Raw genomic sequence first — 20,517 nt, forward strand, 5'->3', positions numbered from 1 at the left:
ACCCATGAAAAAGATGACTATGTCACAAGCAGCTACCATCGTTGGCGGTACTTTTAAAAGCTATTGCAACAACACCTATGAGCAGAGTATGGGCCCTAACGGTAAAGTCGCATGCTATTCTGTAAAAACCTGTACTGATAAGCACGGTGTTATCAACAAGAAAATGACCGTTAGCTCAGGTTCAAACTGTTTAGCAAACTGATGAGTCGATAAGTTGATTTAGTCAGTTGGGTACATTGTTAGTTATAACTTTGTACCCATTTTTTTAATTACCTCCCTATACTCAAGGATTGAGTGGATCATGCGTAAAAAAATAATCTCCGTTACTTTATATACGATTTTCATTGCGGTCATTTCTGCCTTGATCACTACGGCCTATTTTCACCAGTTTGTTTTAAATAAAAACGAACAATCCTCTCAAGATTTATTAACATCGCTCAGTACAGATAACGTCACCAACAGTATTATCGAAGATGGGCAGGATATTATTGAAATCCTCTCTTATGGTTGCCATTACTGTGCATCGAATGAAGAAAATATCCAACAGCTTGAAAAACGACTGCCTGCGGGGAAAAAGCTGGTGCGTTTGCATGTAAGCTATGACGACCAGTCCGGATTGGGGCGCTATGCCGCAGTATTTGCCACCCTTGATGCCATGGGCGTAGAAGCCAAATATCGTGATAGCGCTTATCAGGCAGTCAATAAAGATAATATTGATTTAGGTGATGTCGCACAGCTAACAGCCTGGCTTAAAAGCAATAAAATTAGTCTGGCGGAATACAATAAAGCGCGCCAATCACCTGTCGTGAAAGAGAAGCTGGCGTATATGACCCAGGTGACCCGCGATTATAATATCACCGTCACACCGACTTTTATCGTTGCTAAGAAGTGGGTAGCGATTCAGGATCGTTCATTCCCTGAATTTGCTGACCAGTTATTATCCTTGCTGAATACAGACCGTCCACTGGAGCAGTAATGAAACTCCTGCTGTTGCGATGCTTATTAGCCTGGATGAATCTTGCCACTTATTTTCGGCGAGTGGGTGATCTCTTTCCGCGTATTGGGACGCGAATTAGCTATTTTTTACTGCGCCATATTCGCTATCGCTGGCTTTTCATGTTACCGCACATGAGTCGAACGTTAGGCATGACCGGACGTGGGCTCAGGCTGCGGGCCGAGGTTGCGCGGGCGAATAAAGCGTCCTTGCTGCAAGACAGTAAACCCCTTGATTATATCTGGTTAACCCAGCGCCGCGAGTGGCTGGTGAAAGCCGCGACCTATGGGCGTAATGCTCAGGTTCTTCAAGAGATTGCTGCCTGCACCGTGCAACTTAATGCAGTGGTTGAACCCTTACATCGACAGGGACAGCCAGTGATGCTGGCTCCGCTCCATATGGTGTCGGACATTCTGGCGACCATGGTGGCAGCCGGGGTTTATCCTGGTAAAGCCACGGTGATTGCCTCCTTTGGCGAGCAGGTTCATTCACCTGAAGAGCTGACACTAGGCGGGTTGAACCTTGATTACTGTTCGATTCATGACCAGAGCAATGTTATTGCCGGAAACTTAATGACGTCTGTGATGGGAGCGGCGCAGGGTGATCGTAATATTATATTGTTCCCCGATATTACCCCTGAATTCACTCTTGGCGCTTACCAAGGGCAAACCTCTAAATTGGCGTGCCAATTATTTCAACGCCCGGCCAAATTACATAATGGCATTGTGAGGTTGTCACGTGCGATATCCGCCCAGGTGGTGTTTTATCATCTCTATTATGAAGGGGGCGTGAAGATAAAGATTTATCCGCCGATGCAGGCCAGGCAATTAAAACAGCAGATGCCAGAAATTATTGAACAGTCGATTAGAGAGCATGCCGATGATTGGATGTTATGGCATGCACATTCACTCTACTTTATTAATGAGTAACATCCGAGATCCCATTACTGCGCATTAATTTAACAGGACGTTAAAACAGTCAATTATGGATAATATTATTCCGAAATTAATTTTTCAGGGCGAAACCAACGAGTGCGGCTTAGCCTGCATCAGTATGCTTGCTGAAACGCAGGGGATCAGCATCTCTCTGGAAGAGCTTCGCGAGCGTTTTCCCGCTTCGGCTCACGGCACTGCCTTGTCGACGCTATGTGAAATTTTATCCGAATTGGCTATTCCGGCCTATCCGGTGGTGTTCGAGCGGCAAGAGCTCGCTGAGATCCCACTCCCCGCCATTCTCCATTATGGGGCTAGCCACTATGTGCTGCTGGCCTATCGGCAGGGCAACTATGTTTGTGTGATGAATCCCGGCATAGGTGAACAGTTGCTGCCTGTGGAGGCCCTTAAGGCAGAAATCAGTGGCTACGCGTTGGTGATTGACTCAGAGACGCCGCCTGACCCACAGGCCGTTGCCGCCGTGCAGCGCAATCGCCGTTTTCGCCTGCTGGAGTGCATGAGCCTCAAACAGACGGCGGCCATTCGCGGTATCTACGGCCTGATGGTGCTGGCATTTCTGGTGTCGCTAACGCTCTTCATCATGCCAATCATGGTGAGTAGCGCCATCAATACGGTGTTTTCATCAGCGGGTAACGCTGATTTTCCCTATTTCTATTTCCTGCTCGCCTTTATTGTCTCGACCCTGCTGGCCTATGTGGTTAGAAGTGTCACAGAGCGATTCATTAAGCGTTTTGTTGTCTTGCAAAGCGTGGCGGGATTTTCACGGTTACTCAGCAACACTTTAAGCTTTTTTGATAAGCGCAGCCCGGGCGAAATCTACAGTCGCTTCTCCAGTTGGCAGTTGGCCGCGGCGCAGAAAATCGAGCTTGATAACGGCCTGCGAACTGACTGGATCGTGGGTGCCATTGCCTTCGGCGTGATGTGTTATATGAGTCCACTGCTGGCGATGGTGTCGGCGGTGGGGGTGACATCGATGGGGCTGGTGAGCGTCTGGGCGATTTATCGCGACCGGTTTTACACGCAGCAATTGCAGGTCAAAAGCGCCGAACAGAGTGATTTCTTACTGGAAACCATTCAGGGTTTTTCCACTATAAAGTCGGCGGGTATCAGTGCTCAGCGCCAGCAAGTTTTCGCCACCTACGCCTCATCGCTATTTATCTGCCAGCAAAAACAAAAGATGTACGAGCAGGTGAAAAGCAGTCTGTATCAGTTTATCGGTAGTCTGGAAATGGTGCTGTTTATGCTGCTGGCGCTTCCTTTGCTGAAAAACAATGTTATCTCGCTGGGAGAGTTTTTTGCCTATAGCTTTGTGCGCCAAATTTTTACTAATTACATCACGCAAATCTTCTTTTCAGTGCTGCAAAAAAACCAGCTCCATGTCATCGATACCCGCGCGAATGATTTGTTCCCCCATGGCGCAAGCAAGGTGGAGCCTGAGAGCCAGCGTGCTGCCCCGGCGGTTCACTTTCACCAGTGCCTGAGCTATCGACAGATCAATTTTGCTTATGATGCCGCCAAGCCTCTCTTGCAGCAGCTGTCATTTAGCGTCCAGCGTGGTGAAAAAATTGCCATTGTCGGCGAGTCAGGGGCTGGTAAAAGCACCTTGCTGAAAATTATTACCGGGCTGGTTAGCCCTCAGTCGGGGGAAATATTGGCTGATGGTGATGCATTAGACAGTCAGCAATTGCAGAAACTGTTTTTCTTGCAGAGCCAGGAGGACATCTTGTTTAGCGCCTCGGTGCTGGAAAATATCACGCTGTTTGATAACTACGTTGATGGTGAAAAACAGAGCCGCATTGATAAATCGCTGATGGGATTGAAGTTGCACGAGGTAATTGAGCAGCTTCCGGGCAAACAGCACGCGCTGATCCGCGAAAGTCATGCCGCGCTCTCTTTGGGACAGCGCCAGCGCCTGTTGCTAGCCAGAGCCATGTACAGCAATTGCCCAGTCTTAGTGCTGGATGAGCCCACGGCCAATCTCGATGATGAGACGGCTTACCGGGTCATGGCCTATTTAATCGAGCACTGCCGCGAATTTAACAAATCGCTGATCACCGTCACCCACAGCGAATCGACCTTAGCGCTGTTTGACAAGGTCTACCGCATGTCTTCCGGCCATATTGCTCAACTGAGTCAAGAGGTCACGCCAGAATGAAAAGAGCTATCGCTTTAATGAAAAACAAGCCCGGCAAAGCGGCGGCGGTAGTGATTGTCGTCATTGTCATGCTGATTGTCGGCGCATGGCTGCGTCAGGCAAGCGCCATCGGCGATACCTCGATTGCCACGGTCGCGGTGAGCCGCGGTGATATTGAGAAAACCGTGCTGGCGACCGGTACCCTCAAACCCTCTCTGCAAGTCAACGTGGGGGCGCAGGTCAATGGGCAATTGACCAAGGTTCATGTCCGCCAAGGTGAGAGAGTACAGAAAGGCCAACTGCTGGCTGAAATCGACCCGACGTTGCAGCTTAGCGAATTGCGCAAGTCTCAGGCAGAGCTGGCAAGCGCCGAGGCGCAAAAAAGGGCGGCGGTGGTCACCCTTGAGCAATATCAGTTGGAACTCAATCGCCAGTTGCGCCTCGACAGAGAAGGGGCGGGGACGCGCAGCACCCTCGAACAAGCACAGGCCAAGGTGGCCACTCAAAAGGCGCAAATTGATGTCAATCAGGCTGGGATAGTGCAAGCGCAGATGTCACTAGAAACGGCACAAGCCAATCTGGGCTTTACCCGAATTGGCGCGCCCATCGATGGTGTCGTCTTGGGGATTGTTACCCAAGAGGGGCAGACCATCGTTTCTTCGCAAAGTGCACCAACCATTTTGGTTCTCGCTGACGTCAGCACTATGTCGGTCCACACCCGCATTTCCGAGACGGACATTCTAAAAGTAAAAGTCGGCCAGCCGCTGTGGTTTTACGTGCTCGCCGAACCGCAACGGCGCTATGACAGCCAGATGCAGGCGATTCAAGACGCGCCGACTCAGGCATTGCAAGACAGCAATGGCGAAAGCTCATTCGATGATCAACCCTCCGCAGTCTATTACAACGGAATGTTCAACGTCGCCAACCCACAGGGCGTGCTGCGCACCTCGATGACTGCGCAGGTGTTTATCGTTGTGGAGCAGGCGAAGAACGCACTGCGCCTGCCGGTGATCGCCCTCGGGCCGCAGCAGGGTAAAAATCGCTATCAAGTGCAAGTGCTTAAAGATGGCCGCGCTGAGTCAAGATTGATTAACGTTGGCATCAATGATCGCCAGTTCGTGGAAGTGCTTGAAGGGCTGCAAGAAGGTGAGTCGGTGGTGACGGCGGCTGAAGCTATGACGGAGAGTGAAAATGGCTGATTCGACAGCGCTGATCGAACTCAAGCATATCTCCCGCAGCTTTGTCTCTGGCAGTGAGCAGGTGGAGGTATTGAAGAATATCTCCTTGAATATTCATCGTGGCGAGATGGTCGCCATCATTGGCGCATCCGGTTCGGGAAAGTCGACGCTAATGAACATTATTGGTTGTCTCGACAAGCCGACTCAGGGCGAAATGCACATCATGAGCGTCCCCACCGGCTCCGCCAGCAGCGCCGAGTTGGCGCAGCTGCGCAGCCAGTTTATCGGTTTTATTTTCCAGCGTTATCACCTGATACCTTACTTAACCGCGCAGGAAAATGTTTCTATTCCGGCGTTATACACCGCCATGCCCGCCGCAGAGCGCGAACTCAGATCACAGCATTTATTAACCCGTCTGGGCCTTGCCGGGCGCATGTTGCATCGCCCGTCACAGCTTTCTGGTGGCCAACAGCAGCGCGTGAGTATTGCCCGCGCATTGATGAATGGCGCGAATATTATTCTGGCCGATGAGCCGACCGGGGCGCTCGATAGCACCAGCGGGCAGGAGCTTATGGCCATTTTACACGGCCTGCACCATGCAGGGCACACGCTGATTATCGTTACCCATGACCGTAGCATTGCCCGCCAGTGCCAACGGATTATTGAAATTAGCGATGGCGAAATTGTGGCGGACGGCGCGAACCCAGAGTGGCAAAAGGCTCCGATCAACACCGCCTTGCCCGTGGCCGTCGACACCGGCCGATCTCCCGCGTGGCGAGATGTAAAAGAGTCTATCCGCATGGCGTGGCGTTCGCTGCTTGGCCATCGCGGCAGAGCGTTTTTATCAATGCTCGGGATCATCATTGGTATCTCCTCCGTAGTATCTTCAGTGGCGGTAGGAGAAGGGGCGAGACAGAGCATCCTTAGCGAAATCAGCCAGTTGGGCAGCAGCACTTTGGAAATACTTCCTGGATTGAGCTGGGAACAAATGCGCCCGGAGTTTCAATGGGCGCTGAAAATCAGTGATGTAGAACTGTTGCAGCGCCAGCCCTATGTCGACAGCCTTTCACCCGTGGTCAGCAAGTCAGTAATGGCGGTGCGCGGTGGCAGGCAGGTTTCAACTTCCTTGTCTGGCGTTAGCGAGGGGTATTTTGACGTGCTGGGGGCCGTTTTCAGCGCGGGCAGTCGCTTTACTCGGCAAGACGTGGACGAGCGCGAGCCGGTGATCGTCATCGATACCAATATCAAAAACACCCTTTTTCCTCACTCCGAAGAGCCTATTGGGCAAATTATCCAACTGGCCGGTGTGCCTTTTCGAGTGATTGGCGTTGCCAATAAGCCCGGCCCGAAATATGCCGGGGACCTATTGCAAGCCTGGATGCCCTATACCTCGCTGCTACAGCGAATGTCGGGAGATAAGCCGCTGGCGTCAATCACCCTGCGGGTTGCCGAGGGCTATGCCATTGCTAACGTGCAGGAGAAAGTTGAGAAACTGCTGGAGCGTGAACACGGTCAACGCGACTTTTTCACCATGACCAATGACCAAATGACCAAAGCGATACAAAGCGCCTCCGACTCGATGACGCTGCTGATCACCGCCATTGCCGGTATTTCGCTGCTGGTGGGCGGAGTGGGGGTCATGAATATCATGCTGGTGTCGGTGACTGAGCGGACGCATGAAATCGGCATTCGTTTGTCCGTCGGCGCGCGCCCGGGCGACATCATGCGGCAATTTATAATCGAAGCCATGGTCATTTGCTCGCTAGGCGGCGCTATCGGCATTGTCGGGTCTGGCATTGCCGGTCTGATTTTCGCCCAGATCACGGATGCCTTCACCCTGGTCTTTACCTGGCCACCGATTGTCATGGCCTGCGCCTTTTCCGCTTTGATTGGCTTGGGATTCGGTTTTGTCCCGGCTCGCAACGCGGCCCGTCTACACCCAACGGAGGCACTGGCTCGCGAATGAGAAAAATACTTGGTTTGATCATGCTGCTCTGCCTGTCGGGATGTGGACCCGCGCTCAAAAGTGACTATCAACGCCCGACGTTATCCATCCCCGAACAGTGGCGCGCAAGCGAGAATACCGGCTCAACCGGCGCATCCTTCCTTAGCCACAGCGCCCATTGGTGGGACAATTTTCAGGACCCGCAGCTCTCTCGGGCCATTAACGCCATGTTGGAGAGCAATAACGATTTGGCTCTGGCAACTTTGGCGCTTCAGCAAGCCCAACTGACCGCAGGCCTGCGAAAGACCAATATGACGCCAGATTTCACCGCGTCGCTGGGGGCCAGCAATAGCAAAAATATCAGCACCTCGGCCCACGCTGATGAGAATTACAACGGCGCATTAAACGCTTCCTATGAGTTAGATTTGTGGGGGAGGCTGGCACGCAGCCGGGATCAGGCCGAATGGTTGGCTAAGGCATCAGAGCAAGACCGGCAGGCCACGGCGCTGACGCTGATTGGCACGCTGTCGCAGCTGTATTGGCAGTTGGGTAGTCTCAACCAGCAAATTATTAACGGCCAGCAAGGCCTTAATATCGCCGAAAGCTCTCAGCGTTTGGCCATGTCACGCTTTAACGCCGGGGAGGTCAGCCGTTTAGACGTGGTGCAGGCGGAACAGGCAGTGCTCAACCGCCGCGTGACCCAGCGTGACCTCGAGCGGCAGCGCGAAGAAGCGCGTAACGCGATGGCGATCCTGTTTAACCGTGGTCCTCATCAGAGACAGGCGGAGCCAGCAACGTTAAATATTCATCAGTCGGTCGCGGTCGTAGAGCATTTGCCGTTGGAGGTCATCGCCAAGCGACCGGACGTGCAGGTCGCGGAGTGGAACCTTCGGGCAGCCCTCGCGGGGTCAGACGTGGCACGCCTCGATTTTTATCCCAAACTGACCTTAAGTGCTGGACTCGGGGCCGGAGCCACGGCCTTTCAGCAGTGGTTCAGTAATCCGGTGCGCACGCTGGGAAGCACGCTTTCCCTGCCGTTCATTGAATGGAATAGGGTGCAGCTGACCATTGAGCAGTCAAAGCTTGAGGTACAACGGGCAGCTATTCAATTTCGCAGCAAGGTGTATAGCGCTCTGAGTGACGTGGATAACGCCATGTCGCAGCGCGTGACCTATCAACAGCAGAAACAGAGCCAATTGATTGATTTGCAACTTAGCCAGCAGCGGCTGCAACTGGCAAACAGCCAGTATCGCGCGGGTGCGGTTTCCTATCAGACATTGCTTGATGCACAGGACAGTTTGCTAAACAGCGAAAATACGCTGATGCAAACGCAATACAACTATCTCTATGCCACGATGAAACTCTGGCTGGCGTTGGGCGGAGTTTGATTTAACCGCCAGAAATTTAAAGGAATGCAAGATGAATAAGGATATTGCTGGCGCGGGGAATTCTCCACGCCGTGTAGTGATCACAGGTTACGGCGCGGTGACGCCAATGGGAGCAAATGCCACTGAAAGCTGGGACGCTATCATGAATTACCGCCTCGGCTACCGTTACTACGACAGGTCGGCGGCGGGGATTAAATCACGCTTTTTCGGCCTGATTGATAATGAGCCGCCGCTTAAGTCGGTGCCCGCCGCGATCCGTCGCCGGCTGCCGCGCTTTGCACATCTGGCCTTACTCTCCGCGCAACAGGCCATGCAGATGGCCTTTGGTGAAAAGCGCCCTGAGCAGTTCTACGATTTGCTTGAGTGCGGCGCAATCATAGGCTCAGGCTGGGCTGGGCAGGATGAAACGCAGGTGCAGCATGAAGATTACCTGCGCAACAATATGGGTTCACCCTTTGGTTGCTTCTTTTCGATGCCCAGTTCAGCAACGGCGGCGGTCAGTTTGTTGTGGGGCTTGAGGGGATATCAAAACTCGCCGGTGGCGGCTTGTGCCACTGGCACCATCGCCATTGGTGATGCTTTCGAACTGATTCGAGCCGGGCGCGCCAAGATGATGCTGGCCGGGGCGGGTGAGTCGCTGCGTTCTGACTCGTCGACCTGGAATATCGATATTCTCGGGGCGCTATGCCGCGAGCCGCAGGACATCACTAAGGCCTGTTGCCCGTTTAGCTCCGAGCGGAACGGCTTCGTCTTGAGCGAGGGGGCAGCCGTGCTCTGTCTGGAAGATCGCCAAAGCGCCCTGGCGCGCGGAGCAAGGATCCTTGGCGAGATTAAAGGTTATGGCAATTACTCTGATGCCTTTGATTTCACAGCCCCTGCGGAAGACAAAATTGCTCGCGTAGAAACGATTCGCCGCGCATTGGCGCAGGCCGGGATAACTCCCGATGACATTGATTATATCAATGCGCACGGAACCTCAACCCCGCTGAATGACCTAAACGAAACACAGGCCATCAAACAGGCTCTCGGCGAACAGGCCGCCTATAGTACCCCCTGTTCCAGCACTAAATCCTATTCCGGACACCTTATTGCCGCGGCAGGCAGCTTTGAAAGTATCGTCTGTTTGCAGGTGCTTGAGCATCAAATCATGCCCGCGACTCATCATATGCAGACTGCCGATCCCCATTGTGACCTTGATTACATCGTCGAAGGGCACCGTCGCGGCGACGTGAAAAATACGCTGAATCTTAGTTTTGGATTTGGTGGAGCAAACGCCGCCCTGATCATAGGTAAGGGGGAGTAATGTCAATGCAGTACCAATTGCAAGATGCCGAGCAGTGGGCGGCATTTTCCGGCGATAACAATCCTATTCACTTTAATTTAGCTGCAGCCCGCCAATTGGGGCTGGATGTGTTATGCATCCATGGCATGCGCGCCATGCTGGATATCAAAGCGAGTCTGGGGATTCAGGCACCCGTTGTCATGCCACAGGATCAAAGCCTGCTGTTTAGCTGTCGTTTGGATAAGCCGGTTTTTTATCAGCAAGCCCACCTGCTGGAGACTGAGCAACTCTCACGCAACGGCCAGATCCAACTGCGTAGCACCCTGCGTAATGCGCTAAGCCAGGAGGGGTGTATCAATGCCAAACTGGTCGCAGCACCTGACCTGACTAAAGGCCCGGAGGCCGAGGATGGCCAGATCTCAACGCTGGAAATGCTCACATCGTCGCGGCAATTGTCTGCAATGACCGGGCAGAGTCTCAACTCATGGAATGTGCTAGACGCTCTGCTGTTTAAGCAGCTTATTCACTCGCCAGAGACCATGTGCCGCGTTCGTGATGTGTTGCCAGAGCTGGATTGTACAGATTTGATGGCAGTATTTAGTCAAATGCAGATGGTGCAAACTCATCACGAAACGCATTTCTCTCCCAGTCTGTTAGCGCATGATGACATAACCGTTTTCGCCGAACCCCTGAGCTTCTCTATTTTACCTGCGCTAATGGTTGGTAAAAGCCATAGCGGGTTTATTTTGCGAGTAGCTATCCAAGCTTTTGTGGATAGGAAAGCGTTGATAAGAAGCTCCATTACATTGAAAGCGACAACTTTTGGCGTTGAATAAAACACCTAAAACATAGCTTTTAAGGGAATTAAAATGATTGATTACAATGAAGTTTATAACAAAGTTTGCGCCATGCTGTGTGAAGCAAAAGACCTCGAAATGGAGTCCATTTCTCCAGACATGCCCCTTTCACAGCTCAAGTTAGACAGTTTGGATTATGTTGAACTGATGCTTCTGGCCAACAAAGAGTTCAGCGTTACGATAGAAACGGACGTTTTCGCTGACCAACCTGATCTCACTCTACGTGAGCTTTGCGAATTCATTAGTGAGAAGGGTGAATAGCCAATGCTGGACAAATGGATCTTGGTCACCGGCGGAAGCCGCGGTATTGGCCGGGCGACGGTTCTCGAGCTGGCGAAAGAGTGGAATGTTGTGTTCACCTGGCAGAGTGCTGAACAGCAAAGCCAATCACTTCTGGCATTGTGCGAGTCATTACCTGGGCAGGTTGAAGGGATTCGCTGTGACGGTCGGAATGAGGCGGCGGTAAATGACACGGCTTCTCAGCTTATTCAACGCCTTGGCGCTCCCTATGGCATCATTCACAACGCGGGCGTTACGCTTGATGCATTGCATATGTTTCAGACATCCGACAACTGGCGACAGGTGATGGATACCAATCTTAATGCCGTGTTCAATTGGAACAAGGCCTTGCTTCCCGCGATGATTGCGCAAAGGGAGGGGGCGATAGTCATGATGTCGTCAGTATCAGGCATTAAAGGCAATATTGGGCAGACGGCTTACAGTGCCAGCAAAGCGGCCATGATCGGCTTGAGCCGCTCTCTCGCAGTAGAGTTAGGCAGGTTTGGCATTCGGGTCAATAGCTTATTACCTGGCTTTATTGATAGTGAAATGCTGCACTCTCTACCCAAAGAGAAAATGACAGCCATTCGCAGCCTCATTCCGATGAGAAGATTGGGGCAACCTGAAGACATTGCCAATGCCGTATCATGGCTGGTCGGCGAGGGTGCCCGTTACATGACAGGCCAGACGTTAGTTATTGACGGCGGCCTTACCGCCTGACACCTCTCTCCAGTACTGACTTATCAACGTTAAATGAACATCAAGGGCACCTTTACTCTTGATGTTCAATTTGATGCATTTGTTTTCCCACTCCCTCTTCCTCTCTTTCACAACACTCTCATCCTGTTTTGTTAATTTTTCTCCAATCTCGGTCAGTAGTATAAACAGAAGCTAAACATTAGAAATATCTTACCCAGTTCCTTTTAAAGTAAAGGCTTCGCTTAGCCATACCTCTACGTGTTTAATTGTTAACTACAAGGCTGCTATCGTTGCCTTTTATTAGTGAGTTAGTTAACTCGTCTGGCTTAATGTGACAGTGGATTTGAGTGTTTACAGGTATCTTGACGTCAGGGGCTAATATAAATACTAGGCTTTAATTCAAATAATTCATTTTAAACTGAAATGACACATTTGGCTTTATATGCTAACCAAACATTGCTTATGGAGCATGCGTTCAAAATTTCTATATTTCTTGGAATAAAAAGTTAGTGCTTTCATATCAGGCGTTCATATAAAAGCAAAGACTAATTGTAGCGTAAGAAAATACTTAGATTTAAATGGAGGCAAAAGTTCGAATTTTTAAAGCAAGCTACTGATTTTTAATGGTTAATTTAAAGTTTTTTATTATAATGGACTGTCTATTGACAGTTTTTTTTAGCGGAACTAAAGTAGAGCCACTTTGCTTCGGAATGAATTGTTGAGCATTTACTGTAATGACTTAGCCGTTTATTTAAGAGGTGGAACCTCTAAAGAACAAAGTAATGGAATGGCAGATGGTTTTGTCAAAAACAATGCGAACGCCAATGACGGCGTCCTCTATGCATATGTTCAAAGGAAATTTGAAATGAAAAAAAATATTACTGGTCTTGCTTTGTTGGTTGCTTCTGTAATCTCTTCTTCAGCTTTCGCTATTGACGGTACTATAAATTTTAAGGGCGACGTTATTAGTAACCCATGTACTGTTAGTGCAGCATCCAAAAATCTGGATGTTCAACTGGGTAAAATTGGTACTACAGCGTTTCCAACATCTGGATCTTTATCTGCTGCTCAAAAATTCACCTTGGTATTAACAGGTTGCCCTTCAACAGTGACCAGTGCCAAAGTGCGTTTTGATGGTACGCAAGTGGCGGGTGATAATACCGTATTAGCCGTTGCTACTGGTACAGGTAAAGCGACTGGCGTCGGTATTAAAATTTATGACAAAGATGATAACCCGATTAGTTTGTATCAAGATTCAGCGGCCTATACTTTAAAGACTACTGCTAATAACCTTGATTTCAAGGCACGTTATGTCTCTCTCTCTAGTACCGTCACCGCTGGTGCAGCAGAAGGTGCAGCCCAATTTACAATTATATATCAATAAATCTCAGTCATTAAACACAATGGTTTAGAAGCGATTTGATATATCAGATCAGGGGTAGATATTGCCCTTGATCTATTTAAGATATTTTATTGGGTAAACATCATGGAAAGATGGCGAGTTACGGTTATCACAGCATTTTTGCTGCTCATAACCACATCGGTACAAGCAGGGATTGTCATTGGCGGCACACGTCTTATTTACGAAGGTAATAAGAAAGAAGCATCAATCACTGTAAATAATCCTGACAAGGTTCCTTTCCTTATTCAATCCTGGGTAGACGGCGAGCTTGTTTCAGGGCAGAACAAAGCAGAAAAAGCGCCATTTCTCGCTACACCGCCATTATTCCGTCTGGATGCTGAACGGCAGAATGTTTTGCGCGTGGTACGCGCCGGAGGAAATCTGCCGGAGGATAGGGAATCTATATTCTGGATGAATATCAAATCAATTCCTTATGCGGAAAAAAGAGAGAATACACTGCAAATTGCCGTCAAGACGCGGATTAAGTTGATATATAGACCTGCGGGTATCGAAACTACACCTGAAGATGCCGTAAAAAATCTGACATGGAAACGTACGGGAAATTCTGTGCAGATCACCAACTCTTCAGCCCACTATTTCACTTTCTTTAACGTCAAAATTAACGGCGCGGAAATTAAAGATGTCCCAATGGTGGCGCCATATTCAAACGCCAGTTTTACATTACCGAATAATATCTCCGGTAACACCTTAAGCTGGCAATATATCAACGATTATGGCGGCACAAGCCAATCATTTGTTCAGACATTATGATCGCTAATAGCCACTAAGTAGGCGTAAATAACGTCAGGGCGCTATGGATGCGCACTACCTATCACGCCGATTATTTGGCGGTGATAAGAATGGAATCAAAATAATGAAAAAACCGAAGAGTTACCGCTCAGTCGGCTTCAAACATTCCTATCTCGCTTGGTTCATCTCCTGCCAGCTTGCTGCAATGCTTGGCGGAGCCGGGATCGCGAACGCTGAGGAATATTTTAGTCCGGCTTTACTTGAAATAGATAACCCAATGCAGGGAAATGCTGATCTTTCAATTTTTGAAAAAAGTGGAAATCAGCCACCAGGGACTTATCGCGTTGATATTTATCTCAACGGGACAATGATCACCACACAGGATGTCAACTTTAACTTATTCACTGATGCAGCAGGAACCCAAAGCCTTCAACCCTGCCTAAATAGTGAGATGCTAAAAGAGTTGGGCGTCAAACTCGCGCTGTATCCAAAAATCAATGCAACGGATGAGTGCGTGAACCTCAGCCAGGATATTCCGCAGGCATCTGCACGTTTTGATTTTGAACAGCAGCGTTTAGACCTTAGCCTTCCTCAAGCAGCACTAAATCAACAGGCTCGTGGCTACGTATCTCCGGAAAAATGGGATAACGGTATTCCAGCATTGCTGATGAACTACAACTTCACCGGCGCCAACCAAGAAGCCAAAAATAGTATATCCCAGGATAGGGACACCTATTATTTAAACCTCAGAACTGGCATTAACCTAGCCGATTGGCGATTGCGTAACTACTCCACGTGGAGCCGAGACGATGATGGTAAGGATCGCTGGAAATCGATTAATACCTATATGCAGCGTGATATTAAAGTATTAAAGAGCCAGTTAACTCTGGGTGATAGTGCTTCGCCAAGTGAAGTATTTGATGCTGTTTCGTTTCGCGGTGCGCAACTGGCCTCTGACGATGACATGCTCCCTGACAGCATGAAAGGCTACTCGCCGGTAGTGCGTGGGATTGCGCGCAGTAATGCGCAGGTCACTATCAGGCAGAATGGTTATATTATTTATCAAAGCTATGTTGCACCGGGTCCATTTAATATTTCGGATCTCTATCCAACATCTGGCTCTGGTGACTTACAGGTCACTATCAAAGAGGCCGACGGAAGTGAACAGAATTTGGTTGTTCCTTTCGCCGCTGTCCCGGTACTTCAGCGAGAAGGCCGACTCAAATATAGCCTGACCAGTGGTCAATACCGCTCAAGCAACAGTGATGTTGAGAAAGCAGTCTTTTCACAGGGCACTGCTATTTATGGCATGCGCTATGGGGCCACTGTTTACGGTGGGGTACAGGCTGCCACTAAATATCAGGCTTTAGTCGCTGGTTTGGGGCAAAATTTAGGGCGAATTGGTGCGTTGTCTGCTGATGTCACCCAGGCTTGGACCACTCAGCAAGATACCCCTAAAACCAGTGGTCAATCATATCGGTTGCGCTACGGGAAAAGCTTCGTAGAAACAGGGACTAACTTCAGTCTTGCTAGCTACCGTTATTCAACGGCGGGTTTCTATACCCTGCAAGAAGCATTAGACAGTTATAACAACGGCAATAGCTATACTTCGGATCAGAAAAAGAACCGTTTTGAGCTGACCATGAGCCAAAATCTGTGGCAGAAGGGCGGTGCGATTTCAGTCAGCATGGTTAAAGAAAAGTATTGGAATAATAATCGCAGTACTGAATCTGTCGGAGTGGGATATAACAATACATGGTCTGGTATTTCGTATGGCCTGAATTACACCTACAACAAAAATGGTACGGACGGCTACGGTTCCCGTACTTTATATACTGACCAAATTTTTGCCCTTAACGTCAGCATACCATTGAATAAATGGTTACCGGGCGGATACGCCACCTATGGTATGAGCACCAGTAAAAAAGGCAATACCACTAATAACCTAGGCTTAAGTGGTACAGCTTTGGCTGATGATAATTTAAGTTATAACCTGAGTCAGGGCTATGGCAGTCAAGGTCAGGGATCCAGTGGAAGCGCCGCCGCCGATTATAAAGGGGGCCAAGGCGAATTCAATGTTGGCTATAGCTATGACAAAAACCAACGCCGTCTGAGTTATGGTTTAGAAGGTGGAGCGATAGTCCATGAAAATGGTTTAACCCTCTCTCAACCTTTAAGTGAAACCATGGTCTTGGTGAAAGCACCAGGGGCTGGAAATGTAAGAGTAACTGGCAACTCAGGCGTTATCACTGATGGGCGCGGATACGCGGTCGTACCTTATGCAACGCCATATCGTAATAACCAAATTGTGCTTGATACTCAATCCCTGCCTGACGATGTAGATATCACCATGAGTTCAACATCGGTCATTCCTGCTCGAGGAGCTGTAGTACGTGCCGATTTCAACCCTCGCGTTGGCCAGCGTGTATTAATGACTCTTATCCGTAGTAATGGTGAGCCAGTGCCCTTTGGTGCCATGGTTACTGATCTTAGTAACAAGAGTTATAACGGAAATATCGTCGGTGACGGTGGTCAGGTTTATCTTACCGGGATGAGTGACTCAGGACGCTTAAGTGTGAAATGGGGTAATGCTGCATCGCAAACCTGCGAAGTGGATTATCGCCTGCAAAAATCGATTGACGCTGCCAATATCGAGTTGTTGAAAGGGGAATGTCGATGAAATGGAATTCGAATATGAATAATATAAATAGCACTGTTTTCTCGCAGTTAATGAACTCTGCCAAGAACAAAGTTGGATATGCCAGAGCGTTTACGCTGTTAGGGACGAGTATTGCATTATTCGCGTTTAGTGGAACAGCAAATTCTGCTACCTGCGGGCCTGATACCAGTACTAAAGTATATAATTTTAATATGAATTATACCTTAACCACGCCATCAGAAAATACCGCGGGAATGTTGAAGCCCAACGCGTTTAGCTGGAATACCGCGGGTGATTACATCATTCGATGCAATTGCCGTGGGGTTTTTTGGGCACCATACATTACCGCAAAAGTACCTGAAAGTGGTGGGGTGGTTTATAACGATGGTACTAATAAATACTATGGGATAAGCCCTTACTTGGGGGTGGCTAGTAGTATTTTTGTCGCGGGTGGTTTAAGGAAAATTATCCCTGCACCTTTCCATATGAGCAATCAAAATCCTACGGGTACATCCTGTGAAAGAAGTGGTTCTTGGGAAACCGGTAATAAAGGTTCAGTTTCACTCTATTTTAGAAGAGCCTTCGTCGGCGTACAGACTATTCCAATGACAAAAGTTGTTGATATTTTTGTTGCTACTGATGGTGACAGTAAATCAACAGTGCCCGTTTCTTCTGTTTATATGAGTGGAACAGTAACTGTACCCCAATCCTGCACTATCAACGGCGGCGGAGTGATCACTATTCCTTTCGGCGATATTATCGCCACAAATATTAATACTAAAGGTGAGATGGCCAAAGGTTTTGTGCCTAAAAACCAGCAACTTAATGTCGCCTGTAACAATATTTCAGAGGGTGTCAAGGTGAGCCTTTCGTTTCAGGGGACGCCAGACCCAAGTGAACCCAGCGTCCTGGCAACCACTAACGAAAATGTCGGCGTAAAAATTGAAAATGCTTCAGGCGCAGTTATCCCACCAATAAGCGGAGACCTGCCTTTAAATATGAATTACGCGTCGCAATCTGCATCTACCCAGATAAAGCTCTACCCCATTAATACCACTGGGCGAACACCGGGCACCGGTAATTTTACTGCGACTGCAACGATTCAGGCTGAGCTTGAGTAAGCTGACAAGCAACATCCCATAGCATTCACCTTAAAAGTGAATGCTACTTAAAGGTTAGAAGGATGTAGATATGACGATTTTTACAGCGACGAAATTCAAGGTGATTTCGTCAATAATGCTGATTTTAAGTGCCACCTCGTTTTCCTCAAAGTCAGCCACGACTTTGCAAATCACCGGCAATATAAAAGCCGCGGCTTGCCGGGTTAATTTCCCGACCTCTGGCGTTGAGGTAAACCTGGGTGATGGTATACATCAATATGTTCTATCATCAGCTGGTTCAGCAGCACCCTGGGTGAATTTTAGTCTGCAATTGAGCGCATGCCCTGAAACCACCAAAAGTGTCACAATGACAGTGAATGGGACCCCAGCCTCCGCAGGCTCAGATACTTTTATCAACACAGGTTCGGCAACTAACCTACAGATCCAAGTACAAAATATCAGTGACAGTCGGATGTTAGGTAACGGCGCCAATGTTACGCAGGCAATAGAGAGCGCAAGTTCTACGGCAAAGTTTAATTTACAAGCGCGTGCATATACTGTTTCCGGTAATGTCACCCCAGGATCAATAGTAGGCAGTATGCAGGTTAGCTTCACATATCAATAAGTAGTATTTTGATGCTGAGAAACGATGATACTTTGTTCCTTTGAGTTTGTAATAAATAAAAGGACTTCACTATTGTTGCTAACTATTAGAAATGAAAGCGTTAAGCCAGTTTAATAACACTCTCTATTTTCCGAACATAAAGATGAGAAGATGAATAATTTTCCAATGTCGCAGTTACACCGTTGTGCATCGTCATCATCCATGAAACCTCAAGCCGTTAAAAATAACGGGGTGATCATTATGGAGAGCTGCCCCGTGACAGCTTTAGGGATGCGTCGCCTTTTACTGGAGAGTTGCGATGTAGGTAAGGATATTATTCATACCAATTCGCTGGCGGACATCATGCCGCTAATTAAGGCTCATCGCCCAAAACTTTTATTGATGGATTTATGCGGGGAAAAAGAATCTGTTTTGGATGGATTAAGGCTTTTGCCTTCATTACATTCTCGCTGGCCGGAGGTAAAAGTTATTGTCTGCACCGCTTTTAGCGAATACAGAATACTTCAATTGGTCGTTTCATCAGGTGCTCACGGCATTTTATTGAAAAGTGAGCCGACGATAGCCTTTGTTCAATGTATCTCGCAGATTGTATCAGGGGGGAACTTTTACAGCCCTAAGCTGCGACAGTTGTTGAGCTTATCAGACTCGGGAAAAGAGATAACTGCGCTGACACGACGCGAGTTGGATGTGTTGACCTATCTTTTTTCCGGTATGAATGTCTCTTCAGTGGCAGCGAAAATGCATCGTGATATCCGCACAATTAGCACTCATAAACGCAACGCCATGGCGAAGTTGGGATTTAAGAACGACAGTGAGCTGTTTGCACAAGGAATATGGATGATGAAAGCTTGGCCCGGCGTTGTCTTCTGACGTAATAACGGTCGGCCAATAAAACGGCATACATCTAATAATACAGGGAGTTATATTTTGCGTGTCATGCCAACTACACCACTCAAAATAGCATTAATGGATAGCAGCCCGCTAGCACTTGCCGGTCTATGCTATTTTCTTGATTCACTAGGTATCGTGAAAGATGTCATTTTGCAAGAAAACAGTCTTAAAAAGGTGAGCGAAGCCTTTATGTATCAGTCAGTTGATGTACTCGTCACTGATTTGTACAGCCAGAGTGAGTCCTTCATCGAAGGACGAGATATTATTCTAAATCTATGTTCGCAGTATCCTAATCTGATTATGATTGTCTACACATCTTGTCAGTCAGGAGAGCAAATGCGCCCCTTGCTTTGCGAGCCTAATATCAGTCTTATTGCACGTAGTGAGCCTTTAGCCAAAATTGTTGATTCTTTTAGGCAGGCTTTACAAGGGAGACGTTTTCTAAGCCAGAAGATCTGTGGCTATCTTGCCTTGCAAAATAGTTCAGCCGATCTCTCTGCTCGTCAACTTACCTGCAGTGAAAAGGAAGTGCTTAAGCATCTGTTTAATGGAATGAGTCTGGGAGAAATTGCTACTCTGAGAAGTCTTAGTATTAAGACGATCAGTGCCCATAAGTGTAATGCTATGCGTAAATTATCCGTTAAAAATGATGCTGAATTATTTTTGATGAAAGATAAACTTTATCTCTAAACATAGGGTATATCTAAAATAGGGTGCAGATAAGTAGGCTCGCCCTTCAACTTTATAGTGAAGGGCGAGAGTCAAACATCAGATTCGGCAACTGAGATTAAATCTCTACCGCCACAAAATGTGGCGTATTGCTGGTAGTGTAAATAGCGGTGTTTTGAATATTACGATGCCCTAAATAATTTTGAATCAATCTTGTATCAAAGCCTTTATCGGCTAAAGCATAGCCGCAGGCATGCCTAAGCATATGGGGATGAACCTGAGTATCCAGCCCGGCCATTTCGCCATATTTACGCACGAGTCGATAGAATTGCTGTCTGGAAAGCTGTCCGCCATGTTTTGATAGGAACAACCAAGGGGTATCTGCATCTAAAAAGCCTGAACGTATCTGTAACCAATTTTCTATAGCTACAATTTCGCGGGGCTGCAAAGGGTGCTGGACAGTAAAACCGTTTTTTAAACGGGAAATGGAAATCCTTTTTGTTTGTAATTCGATATCACTGAACCGCAAATTAATTAACTCTGTCACGCGCAGTCCATGTATAAAACACATTAACAACATGCATTCATCACGCGCACGGTTTTTACCCATTGCCGTTGCCGCAATCATTTTCTCTATTTCTTGCTGATTTAAAAAGTTCTGCATTATTTTGATTACCTATCCATGGTTTTTTGATGGTGTATATATAACGAT

Annotated in this window: 19 protein-coding genes; 18 read left to right on the forward strand and 1 reads right to left on the reverse strand. The window is 48.2% G+C overall.

Annotated elements, in window-relative coordinates; all coding sequences use genetic code 11:
- Positions 1 to 4 precede the first annotated feature (4 nt).
- From V2154_RS08435 to V2154_RS08520, 18 genes are all read left to right on the forward strand, one after another.
- The gene (locus tag V2154_RS08435; protein WP_353501844.1) at positions 5 to 202 is read left to right on the forward strand and encodes a DUF4762 family protein; all 198 of its coding nucleotides are present in this window, start codon (positions 5 to 7) and stop codon (positions 200 to 202) included.
- Between the two features lie 99 nt (positions 203 to 301).
- A complete protein-coding gene (locus V2154_RS08440; protein ID WP_353501845.1) occupies positions 302 to 976 on the forward strand; it encodes a DsbA family protein in 675 nt (224 codons plus the stop codon).
- Positions 976 to 1,923 carry a lysophospholipid acyltransferase family protein gene (locus tag V2154_RS08445; protein WP_353501846.1) on the forward strand — a complete coding sequence of 316 codons (948 nt, stop codon included), beginning with the start codon at positions 976 to 978 and terminating at the stop codon, positions 1,921 to 1,923. Before V2154_RS08440 ends, V2154_RS08445 begins: the two co-directional genes overlap by 1 nt.
- 55 nt (positions 1,924 to 1,978) lie before the next feature.
- Positions 1,979 to 4,102 carry a peptidase domain-containing ABC transporter gene (locus V2154_RS08450; RefSeq protein ID WP_353501847.1) on the forward strand — a complete coding sequence of 708 codons (2,124 nt, stop codon included), beginning with the start codon at positions 1,979 to 1,981 and terminating at the stop codon, positions 4,100 to 4,102.
- Positions 4,099 to 5,280 (forward strand): efflux RND transporter periplasmic adaptor subunit, encoded by a 1,182-nt coding sequence (locus V2154_RS08455; RefSeq protein WP_437341998.1) that lies wholly within the window; start codon positions 4,099 to 4,101, stop codon positions 5,278 to 5,280. Before V2154_RS08450 ends, V2154_RS08455 begins: the two co-directional genes overlap by 4 nt.
- On the forward strand, positions 5,273 to 7,225 hold the full coding sequence (locus V2154_RS08460) for a MacB family efflux pump subunit (RefSeq protein WP_353501848.1): 1,953 nt from the start codon (positions 5,273 to 5,275) through the stop codon (positions 7,223 to 7,225). The genes V2154_RS08455 and V2154_RS08460 overlap by 8 nt, the downstream gene beginning before the upstream one ends.
- Complete coding sequence (locus V2154_RS08465) at positions 7,222 to 8,592, forward strand: efflux transporter outer membrane subunit (protein ID WP_353501849.1); 1,371 nt, start codon at positions 7,222 to 7,224, stop codon at positions 8,590 to 8,592. Before V2154_RS08460 ends, V2154_RS08465 begins: the two co-directional genes overlap by 4 nt.
- A gap of 31 nt (positions 8,593 to 8,623) precedes the next feature.
- Entirely contained in the window at positions 8,624 to 9,895 is a 1,272-nt protein-coding gene (locus V2154_RS08470) for a beta-ketoacyl-[acyl-carrier-protein] synthase family protein (RefSeq protein WP_353501850.1), read from the forward strand.
- Positions 9,895 to 10,710 (forward strand): MaoC/PaaZ C-terminal domain-containing protein, encoded by an 816-nt coding sequence (locus V2154_RS08475; protein WP_353501851.1) that lies wholly within the window; start codon positions 9,895 to 9,897, stop codon positions 10,708 to 10,710. The genes V2154_RS08470 and V2154_RS08475 overlap by 1 nt, the downstream gene beginning before the upstream one ends.
- Before the next feature lie 33 nt (positions 10,711 to 10,743).
- Positions 10,744 to 10,992, forward strand: a complete 249-nt coding sequence (locus V2154_RS08480; RefSeq protein ID WP_353501852.1) for an acyl carrier protein — start codon at positions 10,744 to 10,746, stop codon at positions 10,990 to 10,992.
- 3 nt (positions 10,993 to 10,995) lie between these two features.
- Positions 10,996 to 11,730, forward strand: coding sequence for an SDR family oxidoreductase (locus V2154_RS08485; RefSeq protein WP_353501853.1), 735 nt, complete (start codon positions 10,996 to 10,998; stop codon positions 11,728 to 11,730).
- A 697-nt stretch (positions 11,731 to 12,427) separates the two neighbouring features.
- Positions 12,428 to 13,093: a fimbrial protein gene (locus V2154_RS08490; protein WP_353501854.1), complete on the forward strand. Its 666-nt coding sequence runs from the start codon at positions 12,428 to 12,430 to the stop codon at positions 13,091 to 13,093.
- A 102-nt stretch (positions 13,094 to 13,195) separates the two neighbouring features.
- Complete coding sequence (locus V2154_RS08495) at positions 13,196 to 13,882, forward strand: fimbrial biogenesis chaperone (RefSeq protein ID WP_353501855.1); 687 nt, start codon at positions 13,196 to 13,198, stop codon at positions 13,880 to 13,882.
- Positions 13,883 to 13,985: 103 nt separating this feature from the next.
- A complete protein-coding gene (locus V2154_RS08500; protein ID WP_353501856.1) occupies positions 13,986 to 16,541 on the forward strand; it encodes a fimbria/pilus outer membrane usher protein in 2,556 nt (851 codons plus the stop codon).
- Positions 16,538 to 17,641, forward strand: a complete 1,104-nt coding sequence (locus V2154_RS08505) for a fimbrial protein (protein WP_353501857.1) — start codon at positions 16,538 to 16,540, stop codon at positions 17,639 to 17,641. The genes V2154_RS08500 and V2154_RS08505 overlap by 4 nt, the downstream gene beginning before the upstream one ends.
- A gap of 70 nt (positions 17,642 to 17,711) precedes the next feature.
- On the forward strand, positions 17,712 to 18,245 hold the full coding sequence (locus V2154_RS08510) for a fimbrial protein (protein ID WP_353501858.1): 534 nt from the start codon (positions 17,712 to 17,714) through the stop codon (positions 18,243 to 18,245).
- A 150-nt stretch (positions 18,246 to 18,395) separates the two neighbouring features.
- Positions 18,396 to 19,115, forward strand: coding sequence for a LuxR C-terminal-related transcriptional regulator (locus tag V2154_RS08515; protein ID WP_353501859.1), 720 nt, complete (start codon positions 18,396 to 18,398; stop codon positions 19,113 to 19,115).
- Between the two features lie 66 nt (positions 19,116 to 19,181).
- The gene (locus tag V2154_RS08520; RefSeq protein WP_353503954.1) at positions 19,182 to 19,826 is read left to right on the forward strand and encodes a response regulator transcription factor; all 645 of its coding nucleotides are present in this window, start codon (positions 19,182 to 19,184) and stop codon (positions 19,824 to 19,826) included.
- Positions 19,827 to 19,923: 97 nt separating this feature from the next.
- On the opposite strand, the gene V2154_RS08525 is transcribed toward V2154_RS08520, so the two are convergent.
- Positions 19,924 to 20,469, reverse strand: a complete 546-nt coding sequence (locus V2154_RS08525; protein WP_353501860.1) for a tyrosine-type DNA invertase — start codon at positions 20,467 to 20,469, stop codon at positions 19,924 to 19,926.
- Positions 20,470 to 20,517 lie beyond the last annotated feature (48 nt).

It is taken from the genome of Ewingella sp. CoE-038-23, from assembly GCF_040419245.1.
In the GTDB taxonomy this organism is placed as follows: domain Bacteria; phylum Pseudomonadota; class Gammaproteobacteria; order Enterobacterales; family Enterobacteriaceae; genus Ewingella; species Ewingella allii.